18 protein-coding genes and 1 pseudogene are annotated in these 24,288 nt (G+C 44.8%); 3 read left to right on the plus strand and 16 right to left on the minus strand.

Annotated elements, in window-relative coordinates:
* Positions 1-2 precede the first annotated feature (2 nt).
* The 5 genes and pseudogenes from OCV50_RS20345 to OCV50_RS20365 all read right to left on the minus strand — a co-directional run bounded on the left by OCV50_RS20345 (position 3) and on the right by OCV50_RS20365 (position 6,671).
* Positions 3-1,739, minus strand: coding sequence for a hypothetical protein (locus OCV50_RS20345; protein WP_390905159.1), 1,737 nt, complete (start codon positions 1,737-1,739; stop codon positions 3-5).
* Positions 1,740-1,856: 117 nt separating this feature from the next.
* Positions 1,857-3,362, minus strand: a pseudogene (locus tag OCV50_RS20350) (BCCT family transporter); the annotation flags it as partial.
* Between the two features lie 267 nt (positions 3,363-3,629).
* Positions 3,630-4,625: a dipeptidase gene (locus OCV50_RS20355; RefSeq protein ID WP_261904449.1), complete on the minus strand. Its 996-nt coding sequence runs from the start codon at positions 4,623-4,625 to the stop codon at positions 3,630-3,632.
* 87 nt (positions 4,626-4,712) lie between these two features.
* Positions 4,713-6,173, minus strand: a complete 1,461-nt coding sequence (locus tag OCV50_RS20360; RefSeq protein WP_239840158.1) for an aldehyde dehydrogenase family protein — start codon at positions 6,171-6,173, stop codon at positions 4,713-4,715.
* A 99-nt stretch (positions 6,174-6,272) separates the two neighbouring features.
* Positions 6,273-6,671: a RidA family protein gene (locus OCV50_RS20365; protein WP_261904450.1), complete on the minus strand. Its 399-nt coding sequence runs from the start codon at positions 6,669-6,671 to the stop codon at positions 6,273-6,275.
* A 158-nt stretch (positions 6,672-6,829) separates the two neighbouring features.
* Here OCV50_RS20365 and OCV50_RS20370 point away from each other — a divergent pair, with 158 nt between their 5' ends.
* Complete coding sequence (locus OCV50_RS20370; protein ID WP_239840160.1) at positions 6,830-7,711, plus strand: LysR family transcriptional regulator; 882 nt, start codon at positions 6,830-6,832, stop codon at positions 7,709-7,711.
* Positions 7,712-7,756: 45 nt separating this feature from the next.
* On the opposite strand, the gene OCV50_RS20375 is transcribed toward OCV50_RS20370, so the two are convergent.
* The 7 genes from OCV50_RS20375 to OCV50_RS20405 form a co-directional block, all read right to left on the minus strand.
* Entirely contained in the window at positions 7,757-8,761 is a 1,005-nt protein-coding gene (locus OCV50_RS20375) for a S66 family peptidase (protein WP_261904451.1), read from the minus strand.
* 240 nt (positions 8,762-9,001) lie between these two features.
* Complete coding sequence (locus OCV50_RS20380; RefSeq protein ID WP_239840162.1) at positions 9,002-9,181, minus strand: hypothetical protein; 180 nt, start codon at positions 9,179-9,181, stop codon at positions 9,002-9,004.
* Positions 9,182-9,354: 173 nt separating this feature from the next.
* The gene (locus OCV50_RS20385) at positions 9,355-9,807 is read right to left on the minus strand and encodes a hypothetical protein (protein WP_261904452.1); all 453 of its coding nucleotides are present in this window, start codon (positions 9,805-9,807) and stop codon (positions 9,355-9,357) included.
* Entirely contained in the window at positions 9,791-10,558 is a 768-nt protein-coding gene (gene pstB / locus OCV50_RS20390; RefSeq protein WP_390905177.1) for a phosphate ABC transporter ATP-binding protein PstB, read from the minus strand. Before pstB ends, OCV50_RS20385 begins: the two co-directional genes overlap by 17 nt.
* 124 nt (positions 10,559-10,682) lie before the next feature.
* Positions 10,683-11,984 (minus strand): phosphate ABC transporter permease PstA, encoded by a 1,302-nt coding sequence (gene pstA, locus OCV50_RS20395; RefSeq protein ID WP_261904453.1) that lies wholly within the window; start codon positions 11,982-11,984, stop codon positions 10,683-10,685.
* A complete protein-coding gene (gene pstC, locus OCV50_RS20400) occupies positions 11,977-13,356 on the minus strand; it encodes a phosphate ABC transporter permease subunit PstC (RefSeq protein ID WP_239840165.1) in 1,380 nt (459 codons plus the stop codon). Before pstC ends, pstA begins: the two co-directional genes overlap by 8 nt.
* Positions 13,357-13,419: 63 nt before the next feature.
* A complete protein-coding gene (locus OCV50_RS20405; RefSeq protein WP_261904454.1) occupies positions 13,420-14,460 on the minus strand; it encodes a PstS family phosphate ABC transporter substrate-binding protein in 1,041 nt (346 codons plus the stop codon).
* A 532-nt stretch (positions 14,461-14,992) separates the two neighbouring features.
* Here OCV50_RS20405 and OCV50_RS20410 point away from each other — a divergent pair.
* Positions 14,993-16,996, plus strand: coding sequence for a methyl-accepting chemotaxis protein (locus tag OCV50_RS20410; protein ID WP_261904455.1), 2,004 nt, complete (start codon positions 14,993-14,995; stop codon positions 16,994-16,996).
* A 197-nt stretch (positions 16,997-17,193) separates the two neighbouring features.
* Positions 17,194-17,445 carry a hypothetical protein gene (locus OCV50_RS20415; protein WP_261904456.1) on the plus strand — a complete coding sequence of 84 codons (252 nt, stop codon included), beginning with the start codon at positions 17,194-17,196 and terminating at the stop codon, positions 17,443-17,445.
* Between the two features lie 26 nt (positions 17,446-17,471).
* On the opposite strand, the gene OCV50_RS20420 is transcribed toward OCV50_RS20415, so the two are convergent.
* From OCV50_RS20420 to OCV50_RS20435, 4 genes are all read right to left on the minus strand, one after another.
* Positions 17,472-18,002 (minus strand): RNA-binding S4 domain-containing protein, encoded by a 531-nt coding sequence (locus OCV50_RS20420; protein WP_239840169.1) that lies wholly within the window; start codon positions 18,000-18,002, stop codon positions 17,472-17,474.
* A 78-nt stretch (positions 18,003-18,080) separates the two neighbouring features.
* Positions 18,081-19,370 (minus strand): ATP-binding protein, encoded by a 1,290-nt coding sequence (locus tag OCV50_RS20425; protein ID WP_261904457.1) that lies wholly within the window; start codon positions 19,368-19,370, stop codon positions 18,081-18,083.
* Between the two features lie 15 nt (positions 19,371-19,385).
* Positions 19,386-20,090 carry a response regulator transcription factor gene (locus OCV50_RS20430; protein WP_239840171.1) on the minus strand — a complete coding sequence of 235 codons (705 nt, stop codon included), beginning with the start codon at positions 20,088-20,090 and terminating at the stop codon, positions 19,386-19,388.
* A 259-nt stretch (positions 20,091-20,349) separates the two neighbouring features.
* The gene (locus tag OCV50_RS20435) at positions 20,350-24,288 is read right to left on the minus strand and encodes a zinc-dependent metalloprotease (protein ID WP_261904458.1); all 3,939 of its coding nucleotides are present in this window, start codon (positions 24,286-24,288) and stop codon (positions 20,350-20,352) included.

Genomic DNA, 24,288 nt, shown 5'->3' on the forward strand with positions numbered 1-24,288 from the left:
CATTACTTATCCTCTTCAAAGTGAGTGTGGTTAGCGACGTTGACGCTATGTTGTATGGGTGAAGACACCTGCTCAGGTAACAACGGGAACAACCACTCATCTTCATGGATTTCGTCTAATAGTGGTGCTCCTTGGAAGAAGGTAACGCGAACCCAACGGTCTGAACGTGGGTCGAACTTAGTCGCACCAAAAATCGCTAACTTACAACGCAACAAGTGCATCGGCAGTGACGATTTATGGAGTACGTTCATTTGAATGTCCCCCATCGCACTTTGACCTAGTGACCATACTCTTCTTGAAATCGCACGATATTGCGGGTTTTGCACTAAGAACTCAGCCAAGGATAGTTCTGGCGGGAACTGGAGCAGTGCATGGTACAAACGATATGCCTGACGACCGATGTCCAACGGCAGTTCACGCTCTTCTCCTGGCTCTTCTCCACGAATCCCAAGTCTTGGCTCTTCTTTGTCTTGCGAGCGATACCAGAACCAATAGTTGTTTTCTGCCTTGGTGAAATCGGTCGTAATTGCCCAGCGATATTTGGATTCTAGCAGCACTAAAATATCCTGAACTTTTTTCCCGCTTGGGAGTGACAGCATCTCGCTACAGTTCATCTCGTCTTGATGTGCATCCACTAAATCAGGGTATAACTCCATCAAGCAGGAAATGAGTATTTCTTGGGCTTCGAGACTCATTGTTTGAGACTGAGTAACGAGTTGCTGCCATGTTCCGCATTTAGCCACGTTGATGCTCAACGAAGCATTAAACTGTTTCAAATCTTCAACAGCCTGTTGGTTTAAACCTTGTTGATGATCGTTAATCGTGATCACCTGCTCTAAATGGCAAATGGCTTTGTTCAATAGCTGTTCAAGCGGAGAGGTTTTGTCTTCAGAGGCAGGTTGAGCTAATACATCGGCTAGCGCATGCTCACGCGTCGTCATCCATTGGTCAACAATACATGGGTGATTGATTAGGTAAGGTGCCATACCTAAACCCGTTGCATTACCAACACCGAGATATCTCTGCAGACCACGGACAAGCTTCACCGCAGTATCGCCACCTGTTTGTTGTGCAAGGTAGTGAACCCAATCCAAGCTGAACTCACGTAGCAGATACACCGCACACATTTGCGCGCTAAACGACTGGTTAAAATCTGGATTATTTTCAAGCACTTTAAAATCAGCAATACCAAACTTACCGTTGCCGTATACAGCCGTCGTTCTTAGTATGTAGCCCACTTCTGCCAACTCAGTGGGTGTGGGTTGCTTACCTTGCGCTAGGTGACTTACGATATGTTCAAATACTCTCACACTCTTGTTGGCACGCGCTAAAACGATCACGTTATTTGGGTTACGCCCCGCTTCCTGCAATGGGACATTCGCTCTCAGTCTTTCAAGTAGTGCTTGATCGACATCACCAACAACCAGTGCAAATGTTACGTCCCACTTTTCAGCGATCACTCTGTCATTGCGCTCTTCATCTGCGATCTCATCGCAAAAGACAACCAAATGATAAACATGGGTTGGCGTCGCCAATTTATAGATCACATGACCAAAGCCTCTTGGGCACAATTGCCAATCATGCTTAGTAACCTGCCATTGCTGTTGTGCCATTTTTCGAATCAGCGTTCTCACAAAGCTGATACGAGTTTGGTGCATTGCGCCTAGCCTTTCTGGCGCCATAACACTCTCTGCATTACGTAGTTCGGATTCAGTGTAGGTTGAACGATGTGCATCCATTTTGCTCACCACCTTTATAGTTATTTAGTATCACTAACCGTTCCCAGCCGAGGGTTAGTTTTCACGTTATTGAATGAAATGGGGCGAGCTTTCCGCCCCTGATTATTATTATTTTGTTTATAGGCCCTGCTCTTTTGCCATCTTGATTGCAATTTGTGGCGCATTCCAAAGTGACGGTAAAAGAATCAGAGAAACCGGTACTGCTGTTATTACGATGAACGATTGCAGTGCAGATATCCCACCCGAGCCCAATGAGATGAGGATCAAGGCGGTCACACCCATTGCAACACCCCAGAATGTACGAATGATGGCATTTGGCTCTGTCTCACCGCTGATCACAACACTGATCGTGTAAGTCATTGAGTCACCCGTTGTGACAATGAAGATCGTGGTTAGAATCAGGAACAAGATTGACACCAACATCGGCATTGGTAGCTGCTGCGTTACAGCCAACAGAGCGCCCGGCAAGTTAAACCCTTCAAATGCCTTACTCACACTACCTGGGTCAGCAATTTCAAACGCTAGACCAGAGCCGCCTACGATAGTGAACCAGAAGCAGGTAACTAGCGGCGCAACAACACTAATCGTCGTCACAATCTGGCGAATGTTTCTACCACGTGAGATACGTGCAATAAAGATAGCCATCATTGGGCCGTAACCTAGGAACCAACCCCAGAAGAATACCGTCCACCAGCTTAGCCAACCTTCATCACCACGATATGTCGCCATTGGGATGAAGTTATCCAACATGCTACCAACGCCTTGGATATAACCATTGAAGATAAAGTTGGTTGGACCAAACAGTAGGATGTAAACCATCAGCGCCATCGCAAGAATCACGTTGTAGCGACTTAACATTTGCATACCACGGTTCAGACCACTCAGCGCAGACAACGTATACAGAGCAATAGCAAACAAGATGATAATAAGTTGAGTTGTAAAGCCATCAGGTATCTCGAACAAAGCATTCAATGCGTAGCTCACTTGTAGCCCTAAGAAGCCAATAGGACCAATGGTTCCCGCCGCAACCGCAACAATACAACAAGCATCAATCAGTGCGCCTGTATGTCCTTTTAGTGCGCGCTCGCCAAGCACAGGATAAAGCAAGATACGTGGTTTCAGTGGCAAGCCTTTGTCATAATGAAGATGCATCACGACAATCGAAGTCAAGCTACCAACAATCGCCCAAGCTAAGAAACCCCAGTGCATGAAAGATTGTGACAATGCGTTCACCGCCCCTTGTTGAGCGCTCTCTTGTGCGCCATACAAAGGTGGTGGGCTTACATAGTGTGCGATAGGCTCTGCCGCTGCCCAGAACACGCCGCCACCCGCAAGCAGTGTACAGAAGATGATCGCCATCCAACGGAAGCCATCCATTTCAGGCTTATCTGTTCCACCAAGAACTACCTTGCCTGTTCGCCCTGCCGCCAAGCCAAGACCAATAAGAAAAGTAAGCAAAAGAAGCAGCTGCCAGTACGGACCAAAGACTTTCACTGACCATGCAAAGCCGCTATTTACTAGGCTAGATAAGAGTTCGCCATCATAAAGTGCTAAAGCAACAAACAGTGCGATGAACCCGCCGCTGTACCATAGAGCTGGGTTACTCAGTCCCAGTTTGTCGTTATTTACGTCCTTAGTATTATTCGCTGTATTCGAATCTGACTTCTGTTTGTCCTTCTTCGACGATGCATTCATGCTCGCGGCTTCCAGACCATTCGGTTTCACGCTATTGGTTAAATCAGACATACTCTGACTCCAGAGGTTTCTTTGCAGCTGTCATAACAATGATGACTGCAAGCGGTGTATTTAACACCTGCCCTGTTATTGTTGTCTTGGGCAGGCTAGTCCATGTTTAGGTCTATCTGGTATAAGGTTTCCTTTTGCTTCGTCCTACCCTTTAGCAAGTGGCTCTAGGCCGTCTTGTAAAAAGTTAAACCAGTTTTCACCTAGTATTTTTCCAGCCTCTGCTTCACTGAAGCCGTGGCTTATCAAACCGTTATAAATATTTTCCATGCCAGCACTTCCACAGAACCATGGCAGTGCATCTGGCCATCCTGAGTTGCTCGCAGAGCCTTCTCCATAATCCATCGCTTTAGACCAGCGACCATTACGCATCCACTCCAATACCGATTGAGGTTGGTTCAGGCACAGATCGCTGCCAATGCCTAGGTGCTCAACGCCGACCATATCTGCTGTTTTTGCAACCATTTGGCAAAAGTCTTCAAGGGTACATTGGCTACCGTTTGGTAGATGGAATGGGTACAAACTGAAGCCAATCAAACCACCACGTGCGGTTAGCGCTTTGATCACCTCATTAGATTTGTTTCGCAATGCATCGTGTGCAAAGGTAGGGTTAGCATGGCTAATACAGATTGGACGTGAAGAGAGGTCAATCGCTTCAAGTGTTGAGCGTTCTGCACTGTGCGACATGTCGATGATCATGCCGACCCGGTTCATCTCTTCTATCGCTTGCTTACCAAAGCGAGTAACACCCGTATCGTGCTGCTCATAACAACCTGTCGCTAATAGGCTTTGGTTGTTGTAAGTCAGCTGCATGATCAAAAGCCCTTGCTGACGCATCACTTCGATCAAACCAATCTCATCATCAATTGGAGAGCAGTTTTGTGCGCCCATGAAGATGCCCACTTTGCCTAGCTGTTTGGCTTTTTCGACATCTGCCATTGAGTGGATTGGCATAATAAGGTCGGCGTTTTGCTCAAACCTTAGGTTCCATTCAGCAAAGCGAGTCAGAGTTTCACGAGCATTTTCGTGATAAACAATCGTTGCGTGTACTGCCGTAATGCCGCTGGCTTTCAATGTTTGAAAATATTCGCGATCCCAATTGCAGTACTGTAATCCATCGATAACTATTCGTTGCTGGTACATAACCACTCCTGTTGAATAACTCAAAATCGAACGTTTAATTCAGCCCGAGCCACACTCGGGCTTGATCCTTGTTCAGTGACAAAGGCGTTAGTAAGGACGCTGATACGCAGTTTTAACCACGGTATAGAACTCTTTCGCGTATTGGCCTTGTTCACGAGGACCAAAGCTAGACTCTTTACGTCCACCAAATGGCACGTGGTAATCCGTACCCGCAGTTGGAAGGTTCACCATTACACACCCGGTTTGTGCTTGTTCTTTGAACATTGCGCTAGTGCGTAAGCTTTGAGTGATGATGCCGCCAGTTAAGCCAAAGCGTGTGTCATTGGTCGTCGCGATCGCTTCTTCTAAATCAGCCACGCGAATGACACTAGCCATTGGAGCAAACACCTCTTCTTGGTTCACTTCCCAGCTATTTTGAGTGTTCAAGAAAAGCGTTGGTGACATGTAGTAGCCTTCATGTTCTAGATTCAGGCGCTCACCACCAAACGCAAGCTCTGCACCACTTTGACGAGCTTTCTCAATCCAATCGAAGTTCGCTTCCAGTTGCTTACCGTCAACCACTGGCCCCATGAAGATGCCATCTTGCAGTGCATGCCCTACTTTGAGTTCGCTCATGCGTTTAATTAGCGCTTCAACGTATTGATCGTGGATGCTATCCATTACTACCAAACGAGACGAAGCCGTACACTTCTGACCAGCGCCAGAGAACGAACCAGCAATTGTTGCTTCAACCGCGGTTTGGATATCGGCATCATCAGCAATAACCAACGCATTCTTTGAGCCCATTTCTAACTGGCAACGTACGAAGTTTGGCGCTGTCGCCGCAGCAACTTTACGACCCGTATCAACTGAACCCGTGAAGCTCACGCCATTGACATCTTTGGAATGAATCAGTGCGTCGCCCACGGTTGAGCCGCTACCTAGAACAAGGTTGAATGTACCCGCAGGGATACCTTGACGATGAATGATTTCCGTTAACGCAACAGCACTTGCCGGTGTTAAGTTCGCAGGCTTCCAAATAACGCTATTACCAAACGCCAATGCTGGCGCGATTTTCCAAGCCGCAGTCGCAGTTGGGAAATTCCAAGGAGAGATAATGGCGATAACGCCTACAGCTTCACGAGTCACTTCAACGGAGACTCCTGGACGAACGGAAGCAGCGTTATCACCAATTTGACGAAGTACTTCAGCCGCGAAGTACTGGAAGAATTGACCGGCACGATAGATTTCACCACGGCCTTCAGCAAAAGGTTTACCCTCTTCACGAGAGAGTAGCGTCCCTAGCTCATCACAACGTGCAATCAGCTCGTCACCAATCGCCTGAAGAACCGCTTGCTTGCGCTCAATAGGCGTTTTTTCCCACTCAGGTTGAGCGTGTTTTGCAGCAGAGATAGCCTGCTGTACTTGCTCTGAGCTTGCTTGCGCGAAATCACCTAGGTTTTCTGAAATATCAGAAGGGTTAATGTTAGCAACCGTACTGACGCCCGCCTGCCATTCACCACCAATATAGAGTGCATTTTCCGCTTGAACATTGTTTAGTTGAGTCATCATTCTATCCTTGTCACGTCTCAGCGACTGTTGAGTCTGGTCGCCCTGTATTGATTCGAAATTAAGTTTTGTTCAGTTTACTTGTTCAGCAATCGCGCTTTACGCTTGTTGCGAAGCCGACGCATACACCACAAATTCCACCAGCATCTCTTCTCTTGCGAGCCCTGCTACAACCATTGCTGCGCGGTTTGGATAAGGCGCCTCAAAGTACTCTGCATAAACAGCGTTAACGGTTTTGAGGTATTCGCGGTCAGTCACGTAGATGAGTACCTGCAGAACTGAGTCCAATGACTCACCTGCGCACTCCAATGTGTGTTTTAGATTGTTAAAAGTTTGTCGCGTTTGAGCTTCAATCCCACCTTCAACCACCGCTCCGGTGTCATCAATTGGGATTTGAGCGGTATACAGAGTACCGTTGCTAACAATTGCCCACTCTAATGGCGCTTTAGAGGCGAATAGTTCCGTTTTTACTGGCTGCTTTTTAGTCTGTGCGTTCACGTTTCAATCCAACTTTGTAACAACTTTGTTTCAAGATGGTTAAATATTGCACCTTGACGCCTGATAAATCTAACGGTAAATTTCGTGCATTTGATAAATAAAACTTATCACCATGCGCAAAGTAAGGTGAAATAAGGGATTGAGAGGAATTCAAACGGATGAGTATCAAACTGCAGCAGCTAAAACATTTCGTTTTTGTGGTAGAGGAAGGCGGTTTTAGAGCCGCAGCGAACCGCGCTAACCGGTCTCAAGCAGCACTATCGACTTCAATTAAAGAGTTGGAAAAGATACTTGGTCAGCCGTTGTTTGAAACAGGAAACAAATCAACCCTGACGCCATTTGGAGAAATTTGCTTACCCAAAATCGTTCAATTCTTAAACGTCTATAAAGCACTGGATAATGACTTGAGAGCCGCAGCAGCCGGCCAGCAAGGAAGAGTTAGAATTGCCAGTGTTCCCTCTGTCGCAGCGAAGTTGATCCCGAGTGTTCTGGGTGCCTTTTGTGAGCAGTACCCGAATGTAGAAGTGAGTTTGATTGATGATAACGCGGCAGGTGTAGAAGCAAGGCTGTTATCGGGAGAAGTGGATGTTGCACTAGGCAATAGTTCAAGTCTCGATGAAGATACTATTGACTTCACCCCTTTGATCTCTGATCCCATTGGTGTGGTGTGCTTGAAAGACAACCCCATCGCTAACCAGCCAGAAGGGATAGAGTGGCAAACCTTGCTGCAGCAACCCTTTATAAGAAATGGAACATGCACGCTGCTCGACCCGACTCCTGCTCGAACACTCAGTGAACAAGCACTCTATTCTGTTGAGAACATCACCTCTCTATTCTCTGTATTGGAGCTTGGTATCGGAGTGACAACGCTACCGAAGCTGGCTTTTCCGACTAACGAAACCCGTTTGACCTGGATTCCGTTAATTGACCCGCCGTTAAAGCGTCAAATTGGTATATTCAGGCTCTCAGATAGGACTATCTCACCGCAAGCACAAGCCTTTCATGACCTGTGCGTGCAGTATTTGAAGATTAACCAATAACGGTTCATTGGTTAAGTTGGTTTTTCACTTAAGAAGGTTTACTGGTTAATCACGCTTCAGCCAATCGCCCGAAATCGAGATAGAGTGCTGATCGAAATCTATGGTGCAATCCGAGCCTAATGGTAGCGTGAACATTGGGTGAGTATGGCAGCAATCAAAGCCTGATAAGATCGGCACTTCTTGACCATTTAACACTTCAAGTAGAACATCCAGTGGTGCTCTACCTGTTCCTCTGTCATTAAATAACTCGTGTTTACCAAGAACAATCGCAGACACTCGATCAAAGATGCCACACGCTTTAAGTAGTGAGAAAGAGCGCTCTACCGTTTCAATCCCTAACATGCAATCTTCTACCAACAAGATATCGCCTTGTTTTATTTCAGGCATGTATTCACTGCCCCAAATCGCACCCATGGTATTTAGGTTGCCGCCAATAATACGACCTTTCACCACACCAGAACCCAAATATTGCCATTCGTTCTGATAAACCGGTTTGGCTTTGTCTTGAGTTTCCCACTCTGCACGAAAGTCTGTCCACACGGCAGGCATTTGGTAAGTATGTTGTTGAAGGTCTTGGCATAAGATCTCATGGAAAGACGCGAAGGTTTCCTCAACCAGTGGCGCAAATTCACCGAATGATGCAACCAGCGCAGGACCGTAAAATGTTGGAATGCCTGTTTTGGCGTGAATACCAAGTAGCAAAGCCGTGACATCAGAATAACCGATGATCACCTTTGGGTCGTTTTTCAACGCATCGTAATCTATATAAGGGAGCAGTGCGTTACTGTTGTTGCCACCAATCGTTGACATAATGCAGCGTATGCTTGGATCTCGAATCAGCGCATTTAACTCATTAGCTCGATCTTGAATTGACCCAGAACGGTAGCCATCCGATTTACCCGTCAACTGCCCCGCCACTAACTCAAACCCCTTACTTTCAAGAAACTGTTTTGCTCTTTCAAAACGTTTCGGGGCAAACACCGTCGCCGGAGATGAAGGAGAGAAAAAAGCGATCTTATCGCCTCGCTTAAGGGGTTTTGGTAGCAACATAACGATTTCCTTATTCTTTTTATTTAATAGCCAAACACTAAGCTATTGAAATATAGATAAGATTTCAATATATAAACGAAATTCAGTTTAACGAGTGAAATGTAAACTCAAGGAAACAGATAGAGAGCAGAACGTAAAAACGTCTGAATTGGAGATTAATCACAAGAACAAGGTACCTATAGATTAAGCGCTACGCCTGAAACAGAAGAACTGACATTGACTCATCTTACTTATCTCTTGCTACTTGCCGTTTTCAGCCTCATGTTCAGCCACAAAACGTTTGATGAATTGTCGAATCTCGCGTGCAGCAGAGGTATCCATATCGTCACACAGTGAAATAAAGTTATCTTTTAACTCACTGTTAATTCTAATGATCAACTGGCTATCTTTTGCGTTCGCTTTGTTCTTTTTAGTGGCCATCACTGCACACCTTAGATACTCGATTTGATTATTTCGATTCTAAGACACACAACAGCAGAGAGCCAATGTGAATCGTATATTCACTGTATATACATGATCCGGCTCTACAATTCATTACAACTTGAAAGTCATAAATAACAACGTAGCAGCGCTAAGTCACAGAAATTACTTACTTATCCGTACATGTAGCGCGACATAAAGAAGTTGACGTTTTCAATAACCGCGTCGTACTCATCCTCTGTTTTCTCTACATCCCAGAACAGTAGTTTGTCGTAAGTCGGCATCGGTGAAACCCTTTGAATTGCATTTAAGCTCACCGTGATTAAAAGATCGTAGTGTCCAGCACTAAAATCACCCTCTAACTTTTCAAGATTACCAAAAGTCTGCAAGCTAGCCCTCTCTCCAACTGCAGACGTGGGGATGGAGTAACAGACGATATCAAAGTGCCCATAGCATTTGATATCGAGCTGCTGCGCTGCAAACAGTGCAAGGTCATTGCTGGTATCTCCTAACACAAAGATCCGTTTGCGTTTTAGAGGTGCGGTTGTGCGACCAGATAAGGCAGAGCGTTTTACTCTGCCATCCAGTTTATCGCTGCGTCCAATCGTATTACCCAAAGCGGCCACTGATATAGTCTCTAGTCAAACGGTGTTGTGGATTATGAAACACTTCCTTGGTCTCGTTCACTTCAATCAAATCACCCAAATGAAAATAAGCAGTTCGGTCAGACACGCGCAATGCTTGCTGCATAGAGTGCGTGACAATAACAATGCTGAACTGTTTTTTGAGATCATGTATCAAGGCTTCAATGACTTCAGTCGCAATTGGGTCGAGCGCTGAACAAGGCTCATCCATCAAAATGACTTCTGGGCTAATCGCAATTGTACGCGCAATACACAAACGCTGCTGCTGACCACCAGAGAGCCCCGTTGCTGGCTGATCTAGCCGGTCTTTGACCTCATCCCATAAACCCGCTTTGGTTAGCGACTCCTCTACCACTAAGTCCATGTCCGATTTCTTCTCGACCAAACCGTGTAAACGAGGGCCGTAGACGATGTTGTCGTAGATAGATTTAGGGAATGGATTGGGTCTTTGGAAAACCATGCCTACTTGAGAGCGCAACTCTACGATCTCTTGCTCTTTGCCATAGATATCTTGATTGTCTAAGGTAATGCTGCCATTAATCACACAACCATCAACCGTATCATTCATGCGATTTAGGCACCGAAGAAAGGTGGATTTACCACACCCAGACGGACCAATCATAGATAAGACTTCACGCTCACCGATGTCTAAGCTGACATTTTTGATCGCTTGCTTTTGACCATGATCGTAAAAGACATCCACATTGCGCGCTGACATACGCGCTTGGTCGATGAATGGTAGACCTACCGTCTCTCTCGATTCATCGATACGATGATGAACCGAATTTGCTGCTTGGACTTCAACTTGCAGTTGGCCAGATAAAGTTTGAATATTTTCAGTCATTTGAGAAGCACTCCTACCAACGGCGTTCTAAACGTTTACGCAGTAGTACCGCGCATGAATTCATAAAAGCTAAGAAGAAAAGTAAAACCATGATTGCGCCAGAGGTGTTCTCCGCAAAACCTTTCTCTGGGTTTTCAGCCCACAAATAGATTTGAACAGGCAAGGCACTCGCGGCATCGAATGGTCCGTGTGGAACATCAACAATGAAGGCCACCATACCAATCATAATCAGAGGTGCTGTCTCACCAAGCGCCTGTGCCATGCCTATGATCGTGCCCGTCAACATCCCCGGCATCGCCAAAGGCAAAACGTGGTGTGTCACCGATTGCATCTTAGACGCCCCTACTCCAAGCGCCGCATCCTTGATCGACGGCGGCACGGCTTTTATGGCTGCACGGCTAGAGATGATGATGGTAGGCAGTGTCATAAGTGACAATACTAAGCCCCCGACTATCGGCGCTGATCGAGGCAGTTCCGCAACATTTAAGAAAATCGCCAAACCAAGCAAACCGAATACGATCGATGGCACTGCTGCAAGGTTGTTGATGTTAATCTCGATCATATCGGTGATCTTGTTCTTAGGTGCGAACTCTTCTAAGTAAGTCGCTGCCGCTACCCCAATAGGAAAACTGATACAGAAACAGACAAGCAAGGTGTAAAACGACCCAACCATAGCACCCCAGATACCGGCCAATTCGGCATCACGGCTATCCCCGTTACTGAAGAAGTTTTCGTTAAACACCGTTCTCACTCTGCCTTGGTCATTAAGTTGCTCAAACCAAGCGATTTGATTGTCTTTAAACTTACGGGAATCTTCTGGAATCGATGAATCAACATTCCCCTTGTTGTATTGATTAAACAAGTCACCCGCTAATGCCCAGTAGGTGATTTCGCTGCCTACTAGTGAAGGATTTTCAACCACCAAGTCACGAAGATCGTATTCCGCACCTCTTGAAATGAAGGAGTACAACGCTTTGCGCTCTTTTCGACCATTGACTTCAATCTCTTCTCTAATCGCATTGCGCAGAGCTTTCATATAGTTAGCGCTAAACAGCTCCGTTTTATCGGGCGATTCATTGATGAGCCCTAGCGTGTCATGGTCTAAACTGACCTGCAGTTTTATCTCTGTGGTATAAAAAGCGGTGTATCCCTGAGAGGTAATCGACGCAATCAATATTACGAGGAACAAGATTGCAGAACTGATAGATACAATTCCGTACCAACGAAAGCGCCCTTCTTTGGATTTCCGTTTTGCTAAGCTCGCCTTTACCTTGGCTTTCTTAGTTTTTGATATTTGATTTAAAACACTAGTCATATTGCTCTCGATATTTCTTAACGATGCGTAGTGCGACAAAGTTCAGCACAAGCGTTACCACAAACAGAGACAGTCCCAATGCAAATGCCGCCAGTGTTTTCGGGCTATCGAACTCTTGGTCACCTACTAGTAACGTGACAATTTGGACGGTAATCGTGGTCACCGACTCAAGTGGGTTGGCAGTGAGGTTGGCAGACAAACCTGCAGCCATCACGACGATCATGGTTTCACCAATCGCGCGCGAAACAGCCAATAACAAACCACCCACAATGCCCGGAAGTGCTGCTGGGAGTACCACATTTTTAATGGTTTCAGACTCGGTCGCGCCTAAACTTAAAGAGCCGTCACGTAAGGATTGAGGTACAGCGGTGATTACGTCGTCAGACAAAGAAGAGACAAATGGAATGATCATAATGCCCATGATTAAGCCTGCAGCTAATGCGCTCTCAGACGATGCTGAAGTCAGGCCGACAGCGTGTGCAGTATCACGAATCATTGGTGCGACAACCAACGCAGCGAAGAAGCCATAAACAACCGTTGGAATACCCGCGAGTACCTCAAGAACTGGCTTAACTACGTTTCGTACTTTTGGTGAGGCGTACTCTGCAAGATAAATTGCGCTCATCAATCCGACTGGCGCTGCAATACACATTGCAATAGCAGAAATCATCAACGTGCCAACAAACAGCGGGATAAAACCAAACGCGCCACTCGCACCTTGCTGGTCTTCACGCAAAGCGACTTGTGGCGACCACTCTAAGCCGAAAATAAAATCCGTCACGGGTACAATATTGAAAAAACGAATCGCCTCGAAGAGTACTGAAAGTACAATCCCCAGCGTGGTCAAAATAGCGATGACCGAGCAGATAATTAAAAACACCTGCAGGATGTTTTCGACATAAACACGCGCTTTGACTTTTGGTCGTACTAACTTCAAGCCCACGGCTAAGCCAGCAAATGAAATAGCGATCAATGTAGCAAACCGAAGATTATTGCCCGACTCCGTTATATAGATGTAGTAACGAGAGGCTTCGATTAGCCAACTTTTGTCGGTATCCGTAATCCCGTCTGCCACGTGCTTTATCTGGCTAAACAGTAGCGATGGTTCAGTCCCTCCAGCAAGAACACTGCTTGGTAGGTTGGACATCACCATCGACTCAACGATAGAGGGATAAAAGACGCTCCAAACTGCAAAAATGATCAACGCAGGGATGGCTGATAGCATGGCTGCCAATGTTGCGTAGTAAGAGGGTCTAGAGTGAAGGTATCTTAATCCACCGTTGGAATGAGCCAGTTGCTTAGAACGACTTCTGGTCGCCACATAAGCGAACATTGGGATACCAAACAACAAGATCACAAGCAAAGAATTCATAGGGCCTCTGAAAATGAAAACGGGGTAACCTATTGGCTAGGCACCCCGTGAATTCGACAAGAATTATAGGTTTGGTGTTAGCTCTGTGCCTGCTGCGCGAACCAATTTCCAATCTCTTGCAGATAGAGGAATGAGACCGCGGTCAGCTAGATAGCCTTCATCACCAATAGCTTGTTCAGAAGTAAATGCCGCAACGTACTCTTTTAGACCTGGGATTGTATCTTTGTGAGCTTCTTTCACGTAGAAGTACAGTGAACGAGAGACTGGGTATTCACCAGAGCCAATCGCATCAAATGTTGGCTCTACGCCATTTACGATTGAAGGTTGAACCTTGTCAGCGTTCTCTTCTAGGAAAGAGTAACCAAATACGCCCAGTGCATTCGGGTTAGAAGCCAATTTCTGAACGATTAGGTTGTCGTTCTCGCCCGCTTCAATGTAAGCACCATCTTCACGCACTGAGTGGCATACCGCTTTGTATTTCTTTTTGTCTGTCTTTTTAAGCGCTTTAATTTGTGGGAAAGTTTTACAACCGCCCTCTAGAGCAAGCTCTGCAAAAGCATCACGTGTGCCTGATGTTGGTGGAGGACCAAGCACTTCAATCTTGATGTTTGGAAGTGTTGGGTTCACTTCTTTCCAGGTTTTGTATGGGTTTTCTACAAGATTACCATTTGCGTCCGGCACCATCTTCGCCACGCCCTTGTAAACGTCTTGCAGAGACAATTCAAATTGCTCAGCTTTTTTTGAATTTGCTAGAACGATACCGTCAAAGCCAATTTTAATTTCAACGATATCTTTAACACCATTTTTGGCACACAATTCAACTTCCGAAGCTTTAATTTTACGAGAAGCATTTGTGATATCTGGTGTATTTTCACCGATACCCGCACAAAATAGTTTTAAGCCGCCGCCTGAACCTGTTGATTCAATTTTAGGAACGGAAAAAGAAGATGTACGGCCAAATCGCTCTGCAACAACAGTCGCGAATGGAAATACAGTTGATGAACCAACAATACTAATGTAGTCGCGTGAAGCAGCATTAGCAACGCCACCTGTAGCCATAGTTAGAGCAACTGTTGTTGTAGCAATAAGCGCTTTAATTTTCACATCAACCTCCAAGTTGATAAATGAATTAATGGAGTTAAACACCTGTAATCATTAAGATGCTGAATAATCAGTTCGATTTATGTTTTGAACTCCAACAATTCAAACAGAGGCGTGTGACGATTTTATTGCACAATAATTAATCATAAGTTACACATCTATAATCCATGTCTTATATTCACACAGGAAAATACCCTTCAAAAACACAAAACCATAAGTAATTGATATCTAAGAAAATTGAACAAAAAATATTGCCAATCAGGTTCTAGTCTCACAATAAGAATTTTCATGACTGTACGCGTCCAATTAACGCTAATCAAAATAGTACGCCTTTTTACATCAAAAGAAGCAAAAGCTCGAACATCAAAACATAGCTAGAATAGAAATATTTAGTTCAACCCTACCCATTCATTAAAGTTTCATATATATCAACTAACCTCCTGAAATCAAAAGAGAGTAAGTAATAACCATACGTCTGGTTATATTCGCTCTAACTTCAAACACAAGTTAAATGGAAATAACTGTTGAGGTCTCAATGCACCTATCCATTATTCAACGAATCATCATTGGCTTTGGTATCGTTATTACGTTCGTGGTCGCCATCAGTGTTTTTGCCTATTTCAATCAAAGTAAAATGGCACAACAATTAGAGCTAACATCGGTAAAGATGACTAACCTGCTCGCAGGTTCGAATTTATTGGGTCAAAACTTACAAAATCTCAACCGAGCCGTTCTCGTTCACGCCAATACAGATTCGGTTGCCAATCGAAATAAGCTTGAACAAGAATTTCATGAAGAAAAGCAACGCTATTTAAACAACTATCAAGAGCTGTTTAACGACTTCAATCATTTCCCTGCACTGCAAACGCATATCGCGGAATTAGACACCATTGCTCAGCGTATTTTCATCAATGCCGAGCAACAGATAAAAACGAAGAACCATCGCATGAGTGCGCGTCATAAGACGTCTCAAGAACTCAATCAATTTGATGAGAAATGGAAATTCTTCGAGCAGGACATCAGCGACCTCGCAGCTGTAGCGAAAGCTAACCGACAACGCACCAATAACCGCAACCTCAACTACCTAGTCGCACAAGGAACAGGTGCCGACCGTTATCTACAGAAGATCTACGCCATGGAAGATGTTGAAGACGCAGAGGCTGTAAAGAAAGAGCTCATTGCTCATATTGAAAGGTTTAAAGATAAAGCAAAGCGAGTTCCGATCTCGATGCCAGAAAGTAAAGAGAGCATCAGTTTTTATTTAAACCAACTTATTCGGGCGATTGAACAACCACAAGGAGTGCTTCAGCAGCACCTGACATACATCAAGCTGACCGCCACCAGCGACCGACTTCTACGCCAGTTGGCTGTCGACATGGACAGTGCCATAAGCAGCTTTGAACTTATGGGAAATGACATAGGAATATTGGTAAGCAAAACCGCAGATGAAGCACAGCAAGATTCAAACCGTGCACTTGTTCTTAACGCCTCACTTGCGGTGATTTCTACCCTTATTGCACTCGCGATTTCATCAACGATTGTATTCTCAATTAAGCGCCCACTTCGAAAAATTGTAGAGGCACTCGACAAGCTCACATCTGGCGACCTTACCTATCGTATTGAAACAGGATTTCAATCTGAGTTAGGTGCCATCGCTATGAATATCAATGCGTTAGCAACTCAATTAAGTGACGTCATCACGCAAGTTCAACAATCTGCAGACACATTGAGCGATGTGGCTAACGAAAGCCATATTTTGAGCAACAAGACCAATATTGACGTTGCCAAGCAACAAAAACAGACCGACACGATTCGTCAATCTGTTACAGAGATGAAGCTCGCCATCGATAGCGTTTCTAGCTCAGCAAAAGAGACCAGTGACGAAGTCGATAAGATCACTGTGTTGGCACACAGCAACATGGATAGTATGCAGCAAAATCTAACCTTCGTTAATCAACTGCAAAGCTCGTTAGTCGAAGCGACAAACGTTATCCACCAGCTCTCTAATGAATCTCGTCAAATTGGTGATATCTTGACTGTCATTCAATCGATATCAGAGCAAACCAATCTATTGGCACTCAATGCCGCGATTGAAGCAGCTCGAGCAGGTGAACAAGGACGCGGCTTTGCAGTGGTCGCCGATGAAGTTCGCTCGCTCGCAACCCGAACTCAAAGCTCTGCCAATGACATTGATGGCATGATTAGCAATCTACAATCCCAAGCTGAACGCGCAGTCACTCTGGTTGAAAATAACCTAGAAAAAGCCGCCGCCTCCGTTAATCAAACTAATCTAAGCAATCAATCACTGGATTCTATGGTTAAGAAGCTATCAAGTATTAACGACATGAGTCGTCATATTGCCGAAGAATCGATTAAGCAAAGCACGGTGGCACAAGAAGTGATGAGCAATATCGCCTATGTATCAAAAAAGGCCGTCAGTATTGCCGAGGAAGTGAATGAGTCAGCGCGCAACAGTGAATCTCTCAACGCCTTATCAAGCCGCCAAAGCGAGTTAATTTCTCAATTTGTGATTCGCTAACCTGAATATCAAACGCACCCTACCAACGCATTGTTAACCGTTCAGCATAAAGCGGGCTGTCCCAAAACAGTCCGCTTTAAGCTGCTCTTTTCTACTCTAAAACTTGTCAAAAAACGCAGCTACAGCTTCACATATCTGTCACCTTACGCCTGTAGATTACCCAGCGAAATTTAACTAACCTTCTGATAGAAAAAGATATGTCACAGGCAAAGCACCCTTTGGACCATAAAATCATCACACTACTTCAACAACGCGGAATGATCAAAAGTGAAGCGAAAACTCGCCTAAAAAAACAGGTTTATAAGTTACAGGCTTCGGAAGTGAATCAGATCAACAACTATTCCAACCACTTTGGCTTGAATGCTAAACAGAAGCTGATTGATGAGATATTGGATATCAGACGTGAGGCGATGATTTCAAGCCTCACATCTGAAAAAGGGAGGATCTAACTTAGGTAGCTTTACCCAAAACTTAATTAGAAGAAGTCGATCGAGTTACGACCACTCTTCTCATCACGTTGCGGCTTTGGCTTCTCGTTTTGAGCTTTAGGCTTATTAGCAGACTTGTTCTTCTGCTTGCGAGGTTCAGCAGAAGCACTCAAATTTTGGCTTTGATTAGCACTCTTATTTTTCTGCTTAGAAGAACGTTTAGACTTATTCTGTTGCTTAGGCTCTTCTTTTTTCTTTGGTTTCTCAACCACTTCTTGAACAGGCTGGTCACAACAAACCACGTAGTACTCTTGGTTAAACTCGAAGAAATCACCATCGTACATCTTGCGGCGCTTACGAGTTTCCAGCTCACCATTTACAGCGACATAGCCTTCTGAGATCACGTGCTTCGCCTCACCGCCGCCGCCAACTAGGTTAGCGATCTTAAAGACTTTATATAGCTCGATAGGTTGTGATGACACATCAACGCCAATCGCTTCAATCTCAATCTCTTCGCCTTCTTCGCCATACTGATCCACTTCATCGTAATCAGCGTCTTCGTAGTATTCTTGGTCCATGATGAACTTACCTAACACATGTTCTTTATCGTATGCAGCGCAGTGTAATGGCAAACCAACAAAATAACCATCTTCTATTTACCCATCAACGCGAGGGAAAGAGAGCGCAAAGCAAGCACCATCAAGGTAACTCTCTCCCACAGTGACATGAGCCTGATGACGTTCACACACCTGTTTTACTATGGCGAGGCCAAGTCCGTGCCCTGTCTTACCTTTGTTCCTTGCAGCGTTAGCGCTGTAGAAAGGATCAAACAAAAACGGCCAGTGCTCAGACTCGACACCTTTGCCATCATCATGCACTTCAACTACCACTTCCCCATCGTTGTACCAGAGTTCGATAACAATCTTCGAATCAGCGAACTTGAATGCGTTACGGACGATATTGTCTACAGCACGATTAAACAGCTTGAGATCAACGTGCAATGAAACGGATTCTTTAAGAGGGACTTTGACTAAATCTAGCGTAGTCTCTTTTTCCCATATCGCGCATCGCTCATCCAGCCAGTTATTCATATCGACAGGTTGTAACTGTAGTTCAGAGCCTCCACGCTCCAATCGCGAGTAGTAAAGCAGCTCATCGACCATGTCTTCCATCTCTTCGGTATCAGCAAGAATGCGCGCGATTGCCTTCGACTGCTTATCAGTAGGGTCTAAGTCACTCAATAGCTCCGCTTGCCACTGAATACGAAATATCGGTGTTCTCAGCTCATGGGCAACGGCATTAGTCAGAGATTTATTACTGTTGATTAGATCGCGAATCTTATCTGCCATCACATTAAAACTGCGGTTAAGCGTACCGAGCTTAATGCTATTTTTCTCGGAAGCGCGCTGCATCAATTCACCGTTAGAAAACGCAACGGTAACCAACTCTAAATTTTTTAAGCGGCGCTTGATTCGCCAAACGAGAAACAGACCACTCAATGCAAAGCCAGTGATAGCAAATACCCAAATAAATCGGTTTTCCGTCTTTATCTGTTTCCTTAAGAAAGACTCTTTATTGTCCGATAACTCGTACACCCTTTGGCTACCAGGTAACCGCATCCAAAGGAAATCTTCTTCATGGTAATACACGTTTACATCGGGGTTACTAAACGCTTTCTGAACCATTTTAGGGGCAGCTTCAAACTCGACGATACGCAGGTTCTGACGCGTTTTATCTGCATAGTTTGCCAAAATGGTTTCGGTTTCTATGACTCCCTTTTCGGTCGCAATCGTGCTAATCAGCTCTTGGTACGCTTCTGCTTGATGATCACGTAGGATGTATTCATAGTCGGTGCCTAACTTATAGACGACAAAAGCATACGAATAGATACTGATGAGGAAGATTAGCGTCAGCCCCACCAAGTATTCGAAATAGATTCTTCTCATTAAGAAAAGTCGCCTTTACCAGCGTTCAGGAACAAATAGATAGCCTTTACCACGTACTGTGATGATCTTTTTAGGTGGCATAGTGATGTCGTTAAGTTTCTTGCGAAGAATCACGATTTTATTATCGATAAAGCGATCGACACCATCGTATTCAATCCCTCGAATCTCCTGAGTCAGATAGTTGCGCGATAAGACCTGCTCCGGCGAAGAGGCCAATAACCACAGCAGCTCAAATTCACTCTCGGCAATAGGAATGTCTTGGCCAGCATGAACACATGATTTGGTCGCTTTGTTGAGGGAAAGCTTGCCAAAGTTCAGCTCATTACCATTACCCGTGGTATTTGGCTGTAGATCTTGAGTGCGACGAAGCAGCATACGCACCCTTGCCAACAAGACACGCTGTCGCACAGGCTTGCTAATAAAGTCATCTGCACCCGTTTCTAACGCCGCTACATGGTCAAAATCGTCGTCACTGGCCGTTAAGATCAGAATTTTGCCATTGAATTGGCTTCGTATTTCGCGACAAATCGTCAGTCCATCAACCTCTGGCAACATTAAATCCAAGAGTACAATGTCAGGTTGGATAGTTAAAATTTGCTCGCAGGCAGTAGCCCCATCAGATATGGTGACCACATCAAATGATTGGCTCTCGAAATACTCTTGCAGCATTTCTCTTAGGACTGGATCGTCTTCCACGATCACTAATTTAGGGTTGGTCATAAATCCTTCTTACCGTGTTTCTTGCTACCCTTGTGAACCGCTTCCTTGAGTTTGAATTCAGCACATTCGTCTTACATAGCTGTGATTTTCTAAAATTAATTTGGTTTCATAAAAATGATAGATATATCTATATAACATATAAATAACAGATAATGCAGCTAAAAATTCAATGTAACGCATTAATTTGATGAATAAAAAAGCCGGTTATACTAGAAAGAATAACCGGCTCCAATTAACGACTTAGTTTATTGCTTCCTAGTTACTTTGTGTAACGAGGAAACTGTTCGAAAGCACGGCGATATGTCACATACTCGTTCGAACTCCAAAGTCTTAATTCTTCTGGGTCGTAGCCGTACACTTCTTTGTGAGATGCATTGAGAGAGTTTGTGTTGTTATCAGCAATTTGATCACCAAAGACCTGCGCTACATCAAACATCTTGTCTAACTCATCATCTTCAAACTTGCCAATCGCGCTGTTTTGAACCGTTTCTAGACGATCTTTAGAGTTACACTTACGCTTCATGTGATCTTCATTAGACTCACCATCCACTTTAAAACGCAGACACTTGTTGCCATCTTCTTCATACTCCTCGAACATATCGTTGTACATTCTGAAACTAGCAAAGCCAATCGGCGTGTCTCGAAGCTCAATCAATGCGTCCTTGTCGCCTATCGCAATAATATGAGCTTCATTACGGTCACGTGTGTTTTTGAATACAGATAGTGCATTTCGAACTCGATATGGCAAGCCGTTTAGCTTCTCAACACGGGCTTTTTGCTCTTCTTGGTACAAAGCACGTGACGCAACAGCATTCCCTAACGTGTTACGTGAGTTCAGCGAATAGTTCACCCCTTTCCAAGTAAAATTAATGCCATCAGGGTCAGCGGTTGAACTGTTCGCTAGATTAATCGCGATTGAATCACTTAGACCACCAACAGAGTCACCAAGGCCATATTCATTAGCACGGTTATACTTAGATAAATTCGCTAACAGCGTACCAAAATAAGGAACCACAGTGTCTTGTGTCGCGCCTTCAGTCCAGTATTCAAAGGCATCTTGACCACCCAATACGAAGTAGCGTTTCATTGGCCATAAGTATGAAGGCACCGCTTCAATCGTTTGAGTTAGGCTCGGTTGGTAACGAAGTACAGTTTCAACGTAGTCACCATTACCGTCAACGAAGATCGCTTGACGTGCTCCAGGTCGACCCGCTAGATCAGATAGGTGCGTGTATAACGTGCGGATCTTATCTGACAGATCAATCAGCGCTAAACTCGAGTTTTCTGTTGCAATATATGGAGAGTCGCGACGAACCAACATTTGCGCAGCAAGTAATTTATCTGGCCACACACCCAGCAGATCAACTGAGTTAGACGCAGTTTGGTACGGGTTATTAGCTTTCAGACTTGACCAAATATGACCATCACGCGTCTCAGAGCGCATCACGATCTCGTTAGCTTGGTTCTTCAGTAGCTGAACAAGTTCCTCATCGAAACAGCTCGTTGGAACATCACGATTCAGTGACATACCTGTTTGGTACGTTAGCCAAAGATCAGACAGTTTTGCAAAGCGATAACGATTCGGCACACCCTCAACACCACTTAGCTCTTCCAACTCACACACTTTGTCCGGTGCTGTTAGTACATCTAAGAAGAAGTCAGCGGCTAGATTTGCTGCATTGTACGTGTCACAAATAGGACGTAAACCTGCCGACATATTGTCTAGAGGTACGACATTACCGCTTAAATCTACGCAGTTGTTCCCTGCAATCTCTTCAAACACACTACCTTTGTTATTGGTCGTGTCTGCACCAATGTAACGTGCGAAAACAAAATCAATTTCGCCGACATTTTCTATGATGTCTCGAATTTTCTGGAATTCATACATACGCTGCCAGAAGTATTCGTACTGATGGTACTGAGAGAACCAATCACGACCATTTCGACGGTTCGCCGTTTCGTAACTGTCGTAATAACGCTGAATACGGAACTCTGTAATCTCGGTCAGCGATGTACCTTCGTCAAAACGATCACACGTTAAACTTGTCGTCGTGTGTTCATCAGTACAGAAACGGTAGCTCGCTAACTCAGGGATACCTTCAGTACCTGCGTTAGCACGTAAGTGAGCAATAACACCGGTAGGATATGCATTGTAATCCTCGGTCATCTTACGGTCATACTCTGCCAATGAGTATGTCTTGCGAACCTGAGCACCCGTTTTATCACGCACTGAATCACCAACAAATTCGTTAGTTTCGATCTCACGAGCGTAAGCAAATTTAAGTGCTGCCTTGTCGTACTTACCAAAGACCAACAACTCATCAAAAATTGATGCACCGTAGTCCATAATCGAGCTGTATGCAGCAGGTTTTCCTTGGTGGCCAAGTTTGTTTTTACCTAACTCTTCGGTCGTGTAAAAATGCGTCTTATCGACAGAGCCCATGAAGTTATGGCGTAAACCTAGGTTATGACCTAGCTCATGAATCAAAGTCGACTTAAACATATGCTCAGAGATCGCTTCACTAGCGAATTTCTGCTGCTCTAAGCTCAACTCATTCCATTTTTTCATGGTGTTTTGTTCAGCATCAGCAAAATAACCACCATCAGCGTAATCGATACCAGCGATCAACCCTTTTGCATTGGTACTTAGCCACATCGCGTCTTCACTGTAGACGTTCTGCTCGGAGAAACGCTTTAGCATATCTTGGCGCTTATAAAATGCTTTCAACGCGGCATCTTGATTGGTTACATCGAATTGATGGCTTAGATCAGCCTTCGGTAGCTCGTTAATGAACTTGCCCTGACCCACAAATTCCATTTCACCTTCGGTAATTTGTGGAACGAATTGGTCTGGGCCTCGGTCAGCCGCGATCATGTCGTTAAACACATCTACGTCAGTGCGCGTAGCAATCACAGGTGCTGCGTCACCATCAACTTCGCCAGTATCTGTTGAACTGTCTTCTTTTGGTACATACTTAGCGATCTCTTGACGGTTATAGCGCATCGCCAAGTCATCCCAATAACGACGAGTGGTAGTACGAATAACGCCTAAGTACTGGTTCACATGAGCATGAATAATCTCGCCCGTTAGCGGGTTCGTTGCCGATGGGCCATAACCCAACAAGCCATTATCTACTGGCTCATCAATCAGATTGAAAACGTTGTAACGTAAGTCACCAGATTGAATACCCGCTTTTTCATCGGTATTCACAATCTTGATTGGCGGCACGCCAGTACCTTCAAGTGACGCGTTGACCTCTTTCATCGTATCGATAGTCAGTTGACGATAAACTTCATTACCCTCCTTAAAATAGCTATCGCTCAGGTAATAATCTATCGACTCCAGATTCGGGTTAAAACGATTGATGTAAGCGAAGCGCGAGCCTTGAACATCACTTTCGCCTGTGTGAGTTTTCACCGCTTTGCTGTCATTAAAAAAGCCGTAGTATGCACTGTCTTGGCCCTGATAATAGACTGGTTCGTAGTTTGAGCTCGCTAGCTTATCTAATTTGACTAAAGAGTAGAAAAAGCGGGTCTTGAATGACAACTGTTCTAAGCCGCCAAACTCATACTGATCATCGGGATCAGCTATAAACGTCCGCTCTAACTCAACATTAATCACACCTTCTTCAGGGTTGTATTCGTATGAGATAACACGAGCGTCGGCACTCTCTGTTACATTGCTCGCCGTGTACCAAGTAGTAAGCGCGTCTTCTGCTAGCGACTCCATATTTTCATATTTAGGAACAAAGTGTGTCGCTGCTGTCCAGTCGACATTCTCATCTTGGTTGATCTCTTCTTTGTTGGTACATTCGCCGTAACCATTTTCAGCACAACGATACTGCCTGAATTCACCCGGAATTTTCAGTACCGGTTTACGGTTAATTTCATTGTCCCAACGACTAGGATCCAGAGAATTCACTTTATCGCTATCTAGCGCTTCAACATAAATACCATTGGTTTCGTCAAAACGTAGTTTGACTAATTTTGGGTCGCCTTGGAAGAAACCACGTTGCGTTAATGCATAACGGGGAGCTTCACCTGTCGAAGGCATGTACATCCACAATGATTCGGTATCTAGAGATTGTACGGTCATCTCTTTTGCGGACCTTTCAACTGTGTCATAGGCACGATCCTCGGCCCCACACCCACTGAGTACAGCTGCGATGCTTGCTGCAATTATTGCTTTTCTAAACAT

The sequence above is a fragment of the Vibrio fortis genome (genome assembly GCF_024347475.1).
Lineage (GTDB): Bacteria > Pseudomonadota > Gammaproteobacteria > Enterobacterales > Vibrionaceae > Vibrio > Vibrio fortis.